At 45.0% G+C, this 14,185-nt stretch carries 20 protein-coding genes and 1 pseudogene; 19 read left to right on the forward strand and 2 right to left on the reverse strand.

Annotated elements, in window-relative coordinates; all coding sequences use genetic code 11:
* Positions 1 to 70: 70 nt before the first annotated feature.
* The 18 genes from ASG16_RS22915 to ASG16_RS31030 all read left to right on the forward strand — a co-directional run bounded on the left by ASG16_RS22915 (position 71) and on the right by ASG16_RS31030 (position 12,631).
* The gene (locus ASG16_RS22915; protein ID WP_048035885.1) at positions 71 to 508 is read left to right on the forward strand and encodes a YlqD family protein; all 438 of its coding nucleotides are present in this window, start codon (positions 71 to 73) and stop codon (positions 506 to 508) included.
* Positions 505 to 1,032 carry a ribosome maturation factor RimM gene (rimM, locus tag ASG16_RS22920; RefSeq protein WP_048033570.1) on the forward strand — a complete coding sequence of 176 codons (528 nt, stop codon included), beginning with the start codon at positions 505 to 507 and terminating at the stop codon, positions 1,030 to 1,032. The genes ASG16_RS22915 and rimM overlap by 4 nt, the downstream gene beginning before the upstream one ends.
* A 13-nt stretch (positions 1,033 to 1,045) precedes the next feature.
* A complete protein-coding gene (trmD, locus tag ASG16_RS22925) occupies positions 1,046 to 1,777 on the forward strand; it encodes a tRNA (guanosine(37)-N1)-methyltransferase TrmD (protein WP_056486459.1) in 732 nt (243 codons plus the stop codon).
* 166 nt (positions 1,778 to 1,943) lie between these two features.
* Positions 1,944 to 2,291, forward strand: a complete 348-nt coding sequence (rplS, locus tag ASG16_RS22930) for a 50S ribosomal protein L19 (protein WP_015891886.1) — start codon at positions 1,944 to 1,946, stop codon at positions 2,289 to 2,291.
* Positions 2,292 to 2,426: 135 nt separating this feature from the next.
* Positions 2,427 to 2,990 (forward strand): signal peptidase I, encoded by a 564-nt coding sequence (lepB, locus tag ASG16_RS22935; RefSeq protein ID WP_056486462.1) that lies wholly within the window; start codon positions 2,427 to 2,429, stop codon positions 2,988 to 2,990.
* 28 nt (positions 2,991 to 3,018) lie between these two features.
* The gene (gene ylqF, locus ASG16_RS22940) at positions 3,019 to 3,912 is read left to right on the forward strand and encodes a ribosome biogenesis GTPase YlqF (RefSeq protein WP_056486465.1); all 894 of its coding nucleotides are present in this window, start codon (positions 3,019 to 3,021) and stop codon (positions 3,910 to 3,912) included.
* Between the two features lie 85 nt (positions 3,913 to 3,997).
* Positions 3,998 to 4,774 carry a ribonuclease HII gene (gene rnhB, locus ASG16_RS22945; RefSeq protein WP_056486468.1) on the forward strand — a complete coding sequence of 259 codons (777 nt, stop codon included), beginning with the start codon at positions 3,998 to 4,000 and terminating at the stop codon, positions 4,772 to 4,774.
* Between the two features lie 40 nt (positions 4,775 to 4,814).
* Positions 4,815 to 6,707, forward strand: a complete 1,893-nt coding sequence (locus ASG16_RS22950; protein WP_056486471.1) for a TP0910 N-terminal domain-containing protein — start codon at positions 4,815 to 4,817, stop codon at positions 6,705 to 6,707.
* Entirely contained in the window at positions 6,704 to 6,994 is a 291-nt protein-coding gene (locus tag ASG16_RS22955; RefSeq protein WP_056486474.1) for an EscU/YscU/HrcU family type III secretion system export apparatus switch protein, read from the forward strand. The genes ASG16_RS22950 and ASG16_RS22955 overlap by 4 nt, the downstream gene beginning before the upstream one ends.
* Positions 6,994 to 7,371 carry a YraN family protein gene (locus ASG16_RS22960; RefSeq protein ID WP_056486477.1) on the forward strand — a complete coding sequence of 126 codons (378 nt, stop codon included), beginning with the start codon at positions 6,994 to 6,996 and terminating at the stop codon, positions 7,369 to 7,371. The genes ASG16_RS22955 and ASG16_RS22960 overlap by 1 nt, the downstream gene beginning before the upstream one ends.
* Before the next feature lie 322 nt (positions 7,372 to 7,693).
* Positions 7,694 to 9,538, forward strand: a complete 1,845-nt coding sequence (locus ASG16_RS22965) for an Ig-like domain-containing protein (protein WP_056486480.1) — start codon at positions 7,694 to 7,696, stop codon at positions 9,536 to 9,538.
* Between the two features lie 96 nt (positions 9,539 to 9,634).
* The gene (locus ASG16_RS22970; RefSeq protein ID WP_056486483.1) at positions 9,635 to 10,411 is read left to right on the forward strand and encodes a nucleotidyltransferase domain-containing protein; all 777 of its coding nucleotides are present in this window, start codon (positions 9,635 to 9,637) and stop codon (positions 10,409 to 10,411) included.
* A 43-nt stretch (positions 10,412 to 10,454) separates the two neighbouring features.
* Positions 10,455 to 11,009: an NADAR family protein gene (locus tag ASG16_RS22975; protein ID WP_056486486.1), complete on the forward strand. Its 555-nt coding sequence runs from the start codon at positions 10,455 to 10,457 to the stop codon at positions 11,007 to 11,009.
* On the forward strand, positions 11,006 to 11,335 hold the full coding sequence (locus ASG16_RS22980; protein ID WP_056486490.1) for a low molecular weight protein tyrosine phosphatase family protein: 330 nt from the start codon (positions 11,006 to 11,008) through the stop codon (positions 11,333 to 11,335). Before ASG16_RS22975 ends, ASG16_RS22980 begins: the two co-directional genes overlap by 4 nt.
* Before the next feature lie 104 nt (positions 11,336 to 11,439).
* Positions 11,440 to 11,631 carry a hypothetical protein gene (locus ASG16_RS22985; protein WP_007719678.1) on the forward strand — a complete coding sequence of 64 codons (192 nt, stop codon included), beginning with the start codon at positions 11,440 to 11,442 and terminating at the stop codon, positions 11,629 to 11,631.
* A 15-nt stretch (positions 11,632 to 11,646) separates the two neighbouring features.
* Positions 11,647 to 11,802, forward strand: a complete 156-nt coding sequence (locus tag ASG16_RS31025; protein ID WP_198674257.1) for a hypothetical protein — start codon at positions 11,647 to 11,649, stop codon at positions 11,800 to 11,802.
* A 35-nt stretch (positions 11,803 to 11,837) separates the two neighbouring features.
* On the forward strand, positions 11,838 to 12,383 hold the full coding sequence (locus tag ASG16_RS22990) for an RNA 2'-phosphotransferase (protein ID WP_056486493.1): 546 nt from the start codon (positions 11,838 to 11,840) through the stop codon (positions 12,381 to 12,383).
* Positions 12,384 to 12,484: 101 nt separating this feature from the next.
* On the forward strand, positions 12,485 to 12,631 hold the full coding sequence (locus ASG16_RS31030) for a hypothetical protein (protein WP_198674258.1): 147 nt from the start codon (positions 12,485 to 12,487) through the stop codon (positions 12,629 to 12,631).
* A gap of 100 nt (positions 12,632 to 12,731) precedes the next feature.
* Here ASG16_RS31030 and ASG16_RS22995 read toward each other — a convergent pair whose 3' ends face one another.
* The gene (locus ASG16_RS22995) at positions 12,732 to 13,040 is read right to left on the reverse strand and encodes a hypothetical protein (protein ID WP_056486496.1); all 309 of its coding nucleotides are present in this window, start codon (positions 13,038 to 13,040) and stop codon (positions 12,732 to 12,734) included.
* A gap of 204 nt (positions 13,041 to 13,244) precedes the next feature.
* On the opposite strand from ASG16_RS22995, the gene ASG16_RS23000 reads away from it, so the two are divergent.
* On the forward strand, positions 13,245 to 13,832 hold the full coding sequence (locus ASG16_RS23000) for a magnesium chelatase domain-containing protein (RefSeq protein WP_241970814.1): 588 nt from the start codon (positions 13,245 to 13,247) through the stop codon (positions 13,830 to 13,832).
* Positions 13,833 to 14,026: 194 nt separating this feature from the next.
* Here the strand turns inward: ASG16_RS23000 and ASG16_RS31365 are convergent.
* Positions 14,027 to 14,185 (reverse strand): annotated as a pseudogene (locus ASG16_RS31365) (recombinase family protein); the annotation flags it as partial.

The raw sequence follows: 14,185 nt of genomic DNA on the forward strand, positions 1-14,185 counted from the left end.
TTCCCAGTCTTTTTTCTAGTATCCAAGATGCTCATAGACCATGATGGTTTTTCCGAAAGGAGTGGCGAAGGTGCTTACTATATTTCGGACGGTACAGGTTAAACTGATTATTACGGAAGCATCACGGGCTGCTCTCATTGATCAGTATAGCCAACGGCTTCGTTTGCAGCGTAAAGAGTGGGAGCAGTGGCAGTTTCAATCGAAAAAGCTATTAACCGAGGCGAAGAAAAAGTCTGCGGATACATATGCGTTGGCGCAGGAAAAAATCGCGCAGGAAGAGCGTCGACGCAAGGAAAAGATAGATCACCTGACATATACCCTCCAGCAGGTAGAAAATCTCCCAGAGGGAAGCGAGATCGATTACCAGACTGTTCAAAGCCCTGTCACGATTCAAGAGGGCGATGTATGGGATGAAATGATGTCCGGAACGGAAATCATGATAAAAGATGGCCTGGTACATGAGATTCGGCTACAAAAGAATAATGGGAACAAAGAAAAGGAGGAATGAACACGTTGAGTCAAAATAGTTTTTACGGAGTAGGCAAACTGGTTAATACGCATGGTCTGCGTGGTGAAGTACGTGTAACACCAACGACTGACTTTCCAGATCAGCGTTTTCGCAAAGGAAATGAGTTGTACCTGTTCCATCCGACACTCAGTGAGCCGCTCAAATTGAAAATCGCTTCTCGTCGCTCGCATAAAAATTTTGAGATTGTGAGCTTTCAAGGCTATGAGCATATTAACGACATCGAAAAGTACAAGGGCGGAGAGTTGAAAATTCCAGAGGAAGCGCTGATGGAATTAGAAGAGGACGAGTTTTACATTCATCAGCTCGTCGGCTGCGTCGTTGTAACGGACGAGGGCGAAGAGCTGGGGAAAATCGTGGATGTCATGCAGCCAGGAGCAAACGATGTGTGGGTAGTGAAGGGAAAACGCGGAGAAATCTTGCTGCCTTATATCGATGAGTGCATCAAGGAAGTGGACATCGCGAACAAACGTGTGGTCTGCCATCTGATGGAAGGCTTGCTGTAGGAGGAACTTTCAGATGCGGATCGATATTTTTACGCTCTTTCCCGAAATGTTTACAGGTGTTTTATCCAGCAGTATTTTGGGGAAGGCAAGCGAAAAAGAACTGGTTGATTTTCACGTCACCAATTTTCGCGATTTCTCTGAGAGCAAGCACGGTACGGTAGACGACACCCCTTATGGCGGTGGCGGAGGAATGGTGTTGAAGCCAGAGCCTTTGTTTCGGGCCGTAGAAGCCTTGACGGGAGAGAAAAAACCCCGAGTGATTCTGATGTGTCCACAGGGTGTGCCTTATCATCAGAAGCTTGCAGAAGAGTTAGCACAAGAAGAGCACCTCGTCTTCATTTGCGGTCATTATGAAGGGTACGACGAGCGAATTCGGGAGCATCTCGTCACGGATGAGATCTCGATTGGCGACTACGTCTTAACTGGGGGAGAGCTTGCGGCGATGGTGGTCATTGACAGTGTCGTTCGCTTGCAACCAGGGGCGTTGGGAAACCAGACGTCAGCTGTTGAGGATTCCTTTTCAACAGGACTGCTCGAATACCCTCATTACACAAGACCGGCTGAGTTTCGCGGCTGGAAAGTGCCAGATGTACTGTTGTCAGGGCACCACGCCAATATTGAAAGCTGGCGGTTAAAAGAATCACTGCGTCGAACGAAAGCACGACGTCCAGATTTATTGGAAAAGCTTGCACTGACAGATGAAATGAAAAAGCTATTGGCTGAATTGGAGCAGGAAAAAAAGTAGGGAACAAATAGGAGAAGAGTCTTGTAGTTTTGTGCCCGCTGTGTTAATATACTTCTTGTGGCAATTTTGCCCGCTGACTAAGGCGGTCCGCTACTCGTAACGCAGCCAAACGGCTGGACCTATGGGTTAGACGAGTAAGAACGTCTATCGGAAGGAGGAAATTCAAATGAACCAAATTATCCGTGAACTGGAAAAAGCGCAATTGAAACAGGACATTCCTGCGTTCCGACCTGGTGACACTGTTCGTGTACACGTTAAGGTTATCGAGGGTCAGCGTGAGCGTATCCAGCTGTTCGAAGGCGTATGCATTCGCCGTCGCGGTACAGGTATCAGCGAAACATTTACAGCTCGTAAGATTTCTTACGGCGTAGGTGTTGAGCGTACATTCCCAGTACACACGCCTAAGATCGACAAGATCGAAATCGTGCGTCATGGTAAAGTACGTCGTGCGAAACTGTACTATCTGCGCGATCGCGTAGGTAAAGCAGCTCGTATTAAAGAAATTCGTCGATAAGCGTAATGCTTAGAAAGAGGACTGGCCTGCTTGCCAGGCCTCTTTTTTCCATTTAACGATCTTGAAATAAAATAGTTCATCTTGACATATGTTACAGCTAAGGTTGGACGAGCTTTCATGGGAGGATCGTAAGTTATGAGCGAAGAAATTACCTCCAGTCATAAGAAGAAAAATGAACTATGGGAATGGATAAAGGCACTTGGGATTGCTTTAGTCTTGGCGTTTCTCATTCGTACCTTTTTGTTCGCCCCGTTTATTGTAGAAGGCGAATCCATGGAAAGTACCTTACATAACAGCGAAAAATTAGTGGTAAACAAGGCGATTTACTTTTTGCAAGATCCGAAGCCTGGTGAAATCATCGTGTTCCATGCTGAAAAGGAACGGGATTACATCAAGAGAGTCATTGCTGTTGAGGGTGATACAGTAGAGGTCAAAAGCGATCAACTGCTGGTTAATGGCAAAGTGGTAGAGGAACCGTATCTTGCACAATTAAGAGAACAAGCGAAGCAGCAGGGAGAGCCGTTCTTTACCCACGATTTTCCCCCGGTCCAAATACCAGCAGATCATATCTTTGTGATGGGCGACAACAGGTTGAACAGTCATGACAGCAGAGCCATCGGTCCTGTTGCCGTCAGTACGGTTGTTGGTAGAGCTGAATTTACTTTTTGGCCGGTTGCGGGAATTCGCTTGACAAGATAACGTAAAGCTTCAAGGTAGGTGAGACATCATGACGATCCAATGGTTTCCTGGCCATATGGCTAAAGCACGTCGTCAAGTAACGGAAAAGCTGAAGTTAATCGATGTAGTCATTGAGCTTCTCGATGCACGTCTGCCGCTTTCCAGCCGTAATCCGATGATTGACGAGATTGTCAGTGATAAACCACGTTTGATATTACTTAATAAAGCAGATTTGGCAGATGATCAGGCAACAGATGAGTGGATTACTTATTTTCGCAAACAAGGCATTCGCACATTGCCGATTGATGCCCTGAGTGGAAAAGGTGTCAACAAGCTGCCAGAAATGTGTAAGGAGCTAGCTGCGGACATGCTGGCAAAGCGCAGTGAGCGGGGGATGCAAGGTCGTGCCATCCGCATCATGATCTTGGGAATCCCCAATGTCGGCAAGTCTTCCCTCATTAACCGCTTGTCCAAGCGCTCGGTAGCGGCAACAGGTGATCGCCCGGCGGTAACCAAGGCGCAACAATGGGTGAAAATGGGCGATACACTGGAGCTTCTCGATACGCCTGGTATTCTTTGGCCGAAATTTGAAGATCAAATGGTAGGTCTGCGATTGGCAGCAAGTGGGGCAATTAAAGACGAGCTCATCGATTTTACGGAGGTAGCATTATTTGTCATTAGCTACATGATGCACTACTATCCGGAACGCCTGATCGAACGCTTCAAGCTAAAAGAACTTCCTGAGGATCGAGTAGAAATGCTCGAAGAAATCGGGAAGAAGCGCGGATGTCTCATTTCTGGCGGAAATATCGACTACGACAAGGCGGCGGAAATTTTCTTGCGTGAGCTGCGTTCCGGCAAGCTGGGAACGATCTCTGTCGAGCGCCCGATTGACTGGGAAATGGACGAACCGATTGGTAAGCCAGTATCTTTTCCAGAATAAGCTTTCCAGTCATCAAAAACCTGTCTATCGACATATACGGTAGGCAGGTTTTTTACTATGAAGATCGGTAAGGAGAAATGAGTCAATGAATCTAGCGGATATGTCGATAAAAGAAATACGAGTGACGATGGAAAAGTTGGACGAGGTACCCAAAGATTTTTTACAATTGCTGAAAGAAGATAAAAGAGCAGGTGTACAGGCTCTGGCGAAGCAAGCGGAAGCAGCGATTGCACGTCAAGAAAAGCTCGCACAGATGTGGACTGACATGACCGTCTATGAGAAAGCCATGTTTGAGAAGGGGCATCAGTACATATTCGGGGTAGATGAGGTTGGAAGAGGTCCATTGGCTGGTCCAGTTGTTGCGTGTGCCGTGTGTCTGCCCAAGGATTTTTACTTGCCAGGCCTGAATGACTCGAAGAAGATACCCGTTTCCACTCGGGAAGCTTTTTGCGAAATCATTCAAAGAGATGCACTTGCTGTGGGAATCGGAATTGTCGATGCAGCAAGAATCGATGCGATCAATATATTAGCTGCTACAAAAGAAGCAATGAAGCTGGCGATCCAACAGGCGGGTCAATCTCCAGATGCTTTACTGATTGACGCCGTGCAGCTAACCGGAATGGATTGCGAGCAGGTTCCGATTATCGGGGGAGATGCCAAGAGCGTCTCGATTGCAGCCGCATCGATTGTAGCGAAGGTTACCCGTGATCGATTGATGGCCCAGTATGCCGAACAATATCCAGCCTATGGCTTTGACAAACACGCAGGCTATGGCACTCCTGAGCATCTGGCAGCAATCGCTCGATTTGGACCAACGCCGATTCATCGCAAGACATTCACTGGCGTAAAAGAACACGCCTAAAAAGTACTAGTAACATACGAGCTACAGGAGGAGGATCTGCATGTTTTCCCCGTCGCAACTTATTCAATCATTCGTGCAAAAAGCACCCATATCCGCTCCGAAGCCGGTTGAGCTTACTCCCGGACAAGTGTTTAAAGGCACGGTAATCAAGCATTACCCGGACAATATGGCGCTCGTACAAGTCGGGGGAATGCAGGTTCAGGCTAAAATGGAAGCAAGTTTGGAACCGGGCCAAAAAGCTTGGTTGCAAGTCCAACCATCGACAGGTGTCGTCACTTTGAAGGTTTTGGAAAGCGTCGGGGAAGGAGCTGGCAAAGAAGCATCTCTAGAAGGGCTAATGCGTTCACTAGGGATTGCCGATACAAAAGAGAACAAAGCGATCGTGCAAGCTCTGCTTGGTGCCAATCTTCCTGTGAATAAAGAAACCATACAAGCTTTTTCAGCCGTTGCTGGGCGATTAGGCGTAGACAATGCCACTATTGAGGCATTCATGACTGCCATGAAGCGAAGTTTGCCACTGACTCCCGATACAATCGGAGGGCTAAAAGCTTTTTTATCAGACAAGCCAATGGGTCAGCTCATACAAAACCTGCTGCAGCAAGCCTCGCTTTTTTTAGAGGGAGAGGGCCAGCCTTCACAAACGACAGGTCAAATGTCTCAAAGCCAAACACAGCAAGTCGCCGGACAAGCTAATGCAACAACAGGAGATGTCAAACAGCTTGTTAGTCAGTTAAAAGATAAGGTGACGGGACTCTCCTTACTTATCGCGGGGAACGATGCTACAGACGAGGGACTGGCAGTCAAACAAATGCCACAAGGCAATCAGCCCAATCAAGGTGCTTCGCAGAACGCGACTGGAGGAAGTCAGACACAGCCGCTGCCTGCGCAGAGCGGTCAGCCTACATCGCAAGTGCAGACATCGCCCCAACCATTAACGCAGGCTTTCCGTAACATTCCATCGCCATCACAAGCTGTTTCGTCAACTGTTACCACTGAGACAGTACCTGTACCAAACACCGCCGGTAAGCAGGTGGAATCGCAGCAAAACGCCATGATTGGAAAGAGTAATCAGTTGCTGCCTAACCAAACCAGTGATCCAAGCGTCGAGTCAAAAGTTGCTCGAAACGAGCCATTACCTATTCCTCAGTCATCACAGACGAATCAGGAGCCGATCCAAAACAAGCAGGTTTTAGAGCAAAGGGCCGTAGTGACAGAGGCGGGGCAAAAAGTTATTCCACAAATGATGTCTCAAGCCTCTGGTGCAGCGAATGGAGCTACAACTGCTAACCCGATTGCTGAATTGTTTCGTCATTTAGGCATAACTCACGAGAGAGAATTGATGGGACAGGCATTTTCACAGGGGGCAATCGATTCGCATTCATTAAAGCAGATGGATACAGTCAAATCCCTCTTGTTGCAAATCAGTCAAGCGTCAGCTCAGACACTTCCAACCGCCTTACGTGAAGCGGCAGATCAACTGCTGCAACAAGTGACCGGACAACAGTTGATGATGGTACAGCCCTCTAACCAAGCTTTGTCTCAAATCGTTATGCAAATTCCGATTCGCCAAGCAGATGGGGATGAGACGGCTTTTGTCCAAATTGAGTCGAAAAAGAAAGGCTCTGGACAGCTTGATCCGGAGAACTGTCGTCTTTTCTTTCATTTGGAACTCCAAAGTATGGGGACAACTATGATTGATGTCAGTATCGTTAATCGAATTGTTAACTTGCAAATTTTTAATGATACACCATGGGTGGAGGCACTCATTCAAGGCTCCAAGGATCGTTTTGCTGACCAATTACAGGATGTTGGTTACCATCTATCCGCTATGCGGGTCCAGCAAGTCCCGGCCGATCGCGGGAAGTCGACAAGTCCGATCCAAACCAAAGGCCCCATCCTGGCTGACTATAAAGGGGTTGACCTTCGCGTATGAAGCCGCCATCCTCTTCAGAGCAAAAACGCAAACAGGCAGTTGCGCTAAAGTACCAGGCGGGTATCATGGAAGCGCCGAAGGTTGTGGCAAAAGGCAAGGGGTACGTAGCGGACAATATACTGAAGACCGCTAAGGAACATGATATACCGGTACAAGAGGACCCATCGCTTGTAGAGGTGTTGGGCAAGCTGGATTTGGATCAACAAATTCCTCCGGAGCTGTATCAAGTTGTGGCAGAAATCCTTGCTTTTGTCTATCGTATCGATAAAGGCGGAGGAATCAAATAATGAGCGATCGCCGCCGTCTTCTTGGTCAAAGAGGAGAACAGCTTGCTGAAAGCTATTTAGTGAACAAGGGTTTCCGCATTGTCGATCGAAATGTTCGAACAAAACGTGGGGAAATGGATTTGATTGCTCTAGACGGAAATTGCTTGGTTTTCATTGAGGTCCGAACGAGGAGCAGCCAATTTTTTGGAACAGCGGGCGAGTCCATTACTTGGAAGAAGAAACAGAAGCTGCGCGAGCTTGCCGTCGAATACTTGCAAAAAAGCTCACAGCCAATCCCTGCCTTTCGTTTTGATGTCATCGCGATATACACAGGGACATCAACGCAAGGTGGAGACATCATGAAGCCAGTCATTGAGCATTATGAGAGTGCTTTTTAGGAAAAACGGGCTCTCGACTACGGATATATTGGGGATACGTCTACAGCATCAGTCGCAGAGCCAGCGTACTATGTACTGTACTCGACGCGATGAAACTCCTCCAAGCATCAATATCCGCTTTCCGGCTCAAAAGCTGGGAAGCATTTTTTTGAATGAGACGCAGACAAGCCTATGACTAGTATCATTTTTGCTTTTGAAATCGGGTTACAAACAATCGTTTGAAAAAAAGACAAATGTTTTTCAAAAAAACAGCATATTTGGTGTGACATTTTTCCATCTCATACGTCAATAAAAGTATAGGAAATAATTTGGAGGTAAAAACATGAAAAAGATCAAAAGCAACTTAATGAAAAACGTCTCCTTAGCAGTTGCAACTATTTGTACTGTTCAGTTTTCAGTTACAGGGATCGCTTCTGCACAAGTCACGACACCACAACCTTTACAAGCCTATAGCGTTGTAGCAAGCACTTCTGGCCTGAAAGCCAACTCTGGTGCAATGAATGTCTCCGTAGGTTCAAAAGAAACCATTCGCCTTACGTATAATGGCAGCTCCATTGATAATGGACTGGTTGACTGGGAAGTAGGGACTTCTAGTATCGCAACTGTTAACAATGGAGTCGTGACAGGTAAGAAGGCAGGATCGACTATTGTTACAGCAAGATATAATGGAGATAAAGTAACAATCAGAGTCACTGTTTCAAAAGCTGAGATTTTGGAAGCAAATCGTTCTGAAATCAATATTAAAAAAGGTAAGAAATCGACAATTAGTTTGAAATATGCTGATAAGACATTAGCTGGATCAAAGGCAGATTGGAGTACGGAGGATAAATCCATTGCTACCGTGGATGATGGTGAAGTAAAGGGTGTATCTTCTGGAAGCACAATCATTACTGCGGAATATAGAGGCCAAAAAGTAGAAATTCAAGTAAATGTAGGTCAAAGCAACTCAGATGGGAAGTTAGAAGCAGACGCCTCAAAACTTAAGATGGAAAAAGGCGATAAAGAAACAATCAAATTGACTTATGACGATGATAAACTGTCTGGTTCCAAAGCAACTTGGAAATCGTCGGACACTTCCGTAGCAAGAGTCAGTGATGATGGGGTCGTTACTGCTAGAGCCAAAGGTACAGCTACGATTACAGCCAAATACAAAGGCGACGAGGTAGAAATTGAGGTCTATGTCGATACAGATGACTCAGGTAGACTGGAAGCGGATGATACTAGTATTTCCTTGAAAGACGGACAAAGAGAAACTGTTCAGTTAAGATATGACGATGAAAGATTGTCGGGTTCCAAAGCAACTTGGAAAACATCCAATTCGTCTGTCGCAACTGTAAGTGACGGGGTTGTAACAGCTAGAGGTAAAGGAACTGCTTACATTACAGCTGAATACAAAGGTCACAAGGTAGAGATTCAAGTAAAAGTTGATGCAAATACTTCAGGTAAGCTGGTAGCGGACGACACGAAACTCTCCATGAAGAGAGGAAATCGTGAAATCATTATTTTGACTTACGATGGTGCTGTGATCAGTAATTCCCAAGCAACCTGGAAAACTTCTAAATCTTCCGTAGCAACTGTCAGCAGCAGCGGTACTATTACAGCGACAGGTAAAGGTAAGGCAACGATTACAGCTAGTTATAGAGGCGAAACAGTAGATATTGATGTTACTGTTGATGGTTCCTCCTCATTACTGGAAGCTGATGATACCAGCATCTCCTTGGATAAAGGTGACAGAGAAATCGTTGTATTGAAGTATGATGGCGACATCATCAGTGGCTCTAAAGCATCATGGAAATCCTCTAAAACTTCTGTAGCGACTGTCAGTAGCAGTGGTACGATTACTGCCAAAGGAAAAGGTACGGCAACGATTACCGCTACGTATAAAGGCGAAAAAGTAGAGATTGAAGTAAAAGTTGACGGATCAAGCTCAGGCAAGCTGGAGGCAGATGACGACACCATTACGGTCAAAAAAGGTGACTCCGAGAGAATCAGACTCACCTATGATGGCGATGATATCAGTGGTTCCAAAGCTACATGGAAGTCCTCCAAGACTTCAGTAGCTACCGTATCAGACAATGGAACTGTAAAAGGGAAAAAGAAAGGTAAGGCCACTATTACAGCAAAATACAAAGGCTATACAGTGGAAATTGAAGTTACCGTAAAATAAGATAGAACAGAAAGCTCGCTGAATCTTAATTGGTTCAGCGAGTTTTTTTCAAAGTGTAAGTAAATCCTGTAATTTGTTGTGAAGGAGGAATGAACCTTGCGAGAGATCATCTTGGAAAAGTTAAAAGAAATTGAGCAAGAGCATGACTTGAAAATATTGTTCGCTGTTGAATCAGGAAGCCGGGCATGGGGATTTCCGTCAAAAGATAGCGATTATGATGTACGTTTTGTTTATGTGAAGAAACCCGAATGGTATTTGTCCATTGATGACAAACGGGATGTGGTGGAAGTATCGATCAATGATCTCTTAGATATAAACGGCTGGGATATCCGAAAAGCTCTCAAGCTATATCGAAAATCGAATCCACCTCTACAGGAATGGCTTGTGTCAGAGATGGTTTATCTTGATGCGCTAGGCTTTCGAGATGAGCTGGTAAGGCTGCAAGGGGAGGTATTTTCCCCAAAAGCTTCCTTGCATCATTATCTCAGTATGGCAAAAGGAAATTTTCGCGACTATCTGCAAGGCGAGCATGTCAAAATCAAAAAGTACTTTTATGTATTACGCCCGATCCTCGCATGCATCTGGATCGAAACGTATCAAACGAATCCTCCCATTGGATTTGATCGGTTAGTTACAGAACTGATAACTGATTCTACGTTAAAAGGTAAAATTTCTGAGCTACTCCAAAGAAAAATAGCTGGGGATGAGTTGAACTTCGAGCCAAGAATCGAAGAGCTTCACCATTTTATTGAGGAGCAAATTGAGCGTCTGACTGTACTGACTGGCCAATATGTAAGTGATCTGGAGGACCCAACGGACAAGCTGGATGAGATATTTCGGAAGTATTTAGAGAAGGCGTGGATTGTCAGTTAGTCATGATGGAAACGTAACGCTAGATTGGGAGGTATAAGTATTCATGCAGGATCATATCCGAAAACATATACAGCACCCCCTCGAAATTCACTTCGATCAACCAACGAAACCTTACGGCTGTTTCTCCAATTTCTCCAGTCATCCAATAGAGTTGGAGGGGGAACGATGGAAAACCGCGGAACACTATTTGCAGGTCAAGAAAGTTTCAGGAACTGTCCATGAAGAAGAGATCATACGCAAGGCATTGCAAGCAAAAGTAGAACAGTGCCCTATCATTCGTGAAATTCTGCTCTCTACTGGAGATGCAGTCTTAATCGATCGTACGAGTAACGGTAAAAATTTACTTGGGGAATTGTGGATGGAAATACGTGAAAGCTTAGAAGAGTATCAACCACATTTCTATTTGCCGCCATGGATTGTGTTTCCGGAAGAACATCCTTACAGTTTGTTTTGGCGGATGGGTTTTGGAGAGGACTATGTCATGCATTATTGGCCATGGCTAGAGGAAATGAGCGAGGATGCCAGGAAAGAGTATGACGCTTATTTCCCGGTACCAAAGGAATGGCAGTTTGAAGATTTGGATGAGGAGGAAGAATGAAGCTACTGTTCATTTGCAGCAGAAATAAATGGAGAAGCTTGACGGCAGAAAAAATTTTTCATGGGATCAATGACTATGAAGTAAGATCAGCAGGTACTGAAACCGGAGCGCGTGTCAAAGTAACAAGTGGTCTTATCGGCTGGGCTGATCTCATTTTTTGTATGGAGAAAAAACATGTAAGGCGGTTACAGGAAAAGTTTAGCTCAGAACTGATGGATAAAAGGATCATTTGCTTGGGCATCCCTGATGAATACATGTACATGGATGAGGAACTGATCGAGATATTAAAATCAAGTGTTTCCGCATATATAGAGATTTTGGATTAAGCTGTTAGTACCCGTTGTCGATGTATACCGGATTATTATGTATAATGGGGATGATATGGCTCGATCGCACTATCTATTCTTATCGTAAAGCGAGGATTTTCACCATGAAGAAAAAACTTGTACTGGTTCTAGATGTTGAAGTAGCAGACAAAGCTGATATGCAGCAACTGGCCGATTCTATGTCCACAGCAATTCAATCCGTGGAAGGGATTGCTTTGCAAGATCTGGTTATGTTTGATAACGATGAAAACAATGCTGACAAGCTAATTGCTAACATAAAAAAAGAAATGTCCTAAAGAGGAGAGCAGTCTGTGTTTTTCGTTTATGTTCTAGCTTACCTGGTCGTTGCCCTCCTCTATGGATTTTGGACGATGAAAAGCCAACAGCTCTGGGTTCGACTAACAGGAAACTTCATCGTTCACCTATTTATTGCTGCAATCGTGAGTCTCGGTTACTTTTTAGTGTAAGGAAGTGGCTTTGACCTGTACTGGGAGATGAGTGTATGGATTATCAAAAATTGAGTAAAGAATTGTCCTATGCGCTTCGTCATGCACCCCATGAATACGAGCTTGAGTTAGACGAACAAGGATGGGTACCTATCAAGCAGTTGCTTTTGTCACTTCATGAACAGCGCAAGTGGCGAGCGGTTACCGAAGAAGATTTACATATGATGATTGCATCATCAGAAAAAAAGCGCCATGAGATCAATCAAGGGAAAATTCGCGCCCTCTATGGACATTCAGTGCCGCAAAAGATCCAGAAGGAAGAAAAAGAACCGCCTGCGTACCTTTTTCATGGCACGCCGCAAAGATTCCTCGATTCTATTTTGGCTAGCGGGCTTGTTCCAAAAGGAAGACAGTATGTGCATCTGTCTGAAGACGTCCAAACAGCACAGCAGGTTGGGAAAAGACGAGACGAACATCCCGTACTTTTGCGAATCGATGCGAGGCAAGCTTGGCAAGATGGTGTGAAGTTTTACCATGGAAACGAACTCGTTTGGTTAGCAGATCAGGTGAAAAAAGAATACATCTCTGTCTATCAGAAGTAGCTCGATCTGCTCAAGAAGAATCTACACAGCATGAGAAAAGACTCGCATTCGATCGCGGGTCTTTTTTATATCAACGTTCATCGTAAGGAGGTAAAAGCGACATGGAATGGTTGTTTGCTTTTCTACTATTGGCAGGACTTTTTGCAATCTACGACGCGATTCGGAAGCTGAACCAGAACATCGTAACGAAAGTGGATCAAAACCAACGAATCATTGAACTGTTGCATGAATTGAAGAGAAAGCAGTGAGGTGAAGGGTGACAGAGCACGAGTGCGCAGTTGTCACAACAGCAATAATACCCGTTCTAAATCGTTGGATAAAGTGATGAAGTCCAGTTCACGCTCTTTCTTACGCTTTTTCATAAAGATAAAGAATGCCATCGTCGATCGACCAATTACGTAAAGAATGTCTCCAATCACTTGATTGCGAGGGTAAGTATTTTTCGAGATCATTTACGATTTTTTCCCAATCTTGATCACTATCACTAATCTCAATAAACTCACCGTATACCAAGTCAAAAACGAGGTACCCCATTTCGTACTCAATGCAATCGATCTTATAGTAAGAAACACTGTATATTTCGTCCCAGTCGATCTGAACAGGTTCAGCATGCTCGTAGTGAATGGAAATTTGATGGCGATCAACAGTTAAAATCAAATAGAACCATCTCCTTATCTGTTTATTTGCAGTATACCTGTTGGAGTGAAAGTTTTCCATAAATGTGTGGTGGAGTGGTTGTAGTTTGGGGAGAGAGAAATTCTTACTTGCCCACCCCCCTCTATCTTTTCTTACCCTGCAACCAGAGGGGGAGAGGACACGTACGCGTGCAGCTATTCAGGCACAGTACTCGGCATAGATGGAATGGTAGTCACTGTAGAAACAGACATAGTAAATGGCTCACCTCAATTCGATTTGGTCGGACTTGGCGGTTCAGCAGTAAAAGAGGTGAGAGATCGAGTTCGTGCTGCCTTGCGCAATGCAGGATACGACTACCCAATGCAGCGGATCACCGTCAATCTGGCACCAGCAGACCAGCGTAAGGAAGGCTCAGGCTTTGACCTTGCTATTGCGTTTGGAATTTTACTCGCCTCTAAACCTAAACAAATGCTATCCAGAGAGGAACGAATTCTCGTTCTAGGAGAGTTGGCATTAGACGGTTCCCTTCGCCCTGTAACGGGTGTATTTCCCATCTTACTAAAAGCCAAAAATGCAGGATTTACCCACGTGATTCTCCCGGAACAAAATGCAGCGGAAGCCCGGCTCGTCGACATTACCGTATTGCCTGCGAGCAATCTGGAAGAGGCCGTGAGCTATTGGAAAGAAGGACTTGTCCGTATTTCTTTTATGCGTTGCTCGAGGAGCTCTTTCTCTAGATTGATTTTTTGGATCTGTTTCTCTAAATCGGTAAAAGTGATGATGCTTTTACGGAAGAGGTCCAGGATACTTTGACGTTCTACATCTTTATCATCGATACTCTTTTGAATAAGTGCTATTTCGGACTCCAAATCGACCTTCTCAGTCTGTTCTTCTCTAGCTGCAGCAATCTCCTGAAGGGCTTCCCCTGGCTGGTTTATAAAGGCCAAGCAATCTCTCCACACAAGGTCCTCGATCCAATCTTGCGGTAAATTCTTGGATGTACACTTACCTTGCATCGGTCCCTTAAATGCTTGTTTACCGGTACAAACATAGAAACCTTTCAATGCTCGTTTACTCCCTGGATAATGAATTCCAACATAAGTTAATCCGCAACACTGACATTTTAGTAAGCTACGTAGTAAATATTGATTCTTTGTATTACGCAT

It is taken from the genome of Brevibacillus sp. Leaf182, from assembly GCF_001423865.2.
In the GTDB taxonomy this organism is placed as follows: Bacteria; Bacillota; Bacilli; order Brevibacillales; family Brevibacillaceae; genus Brevibacillus; species Brevibacillus brevis_C.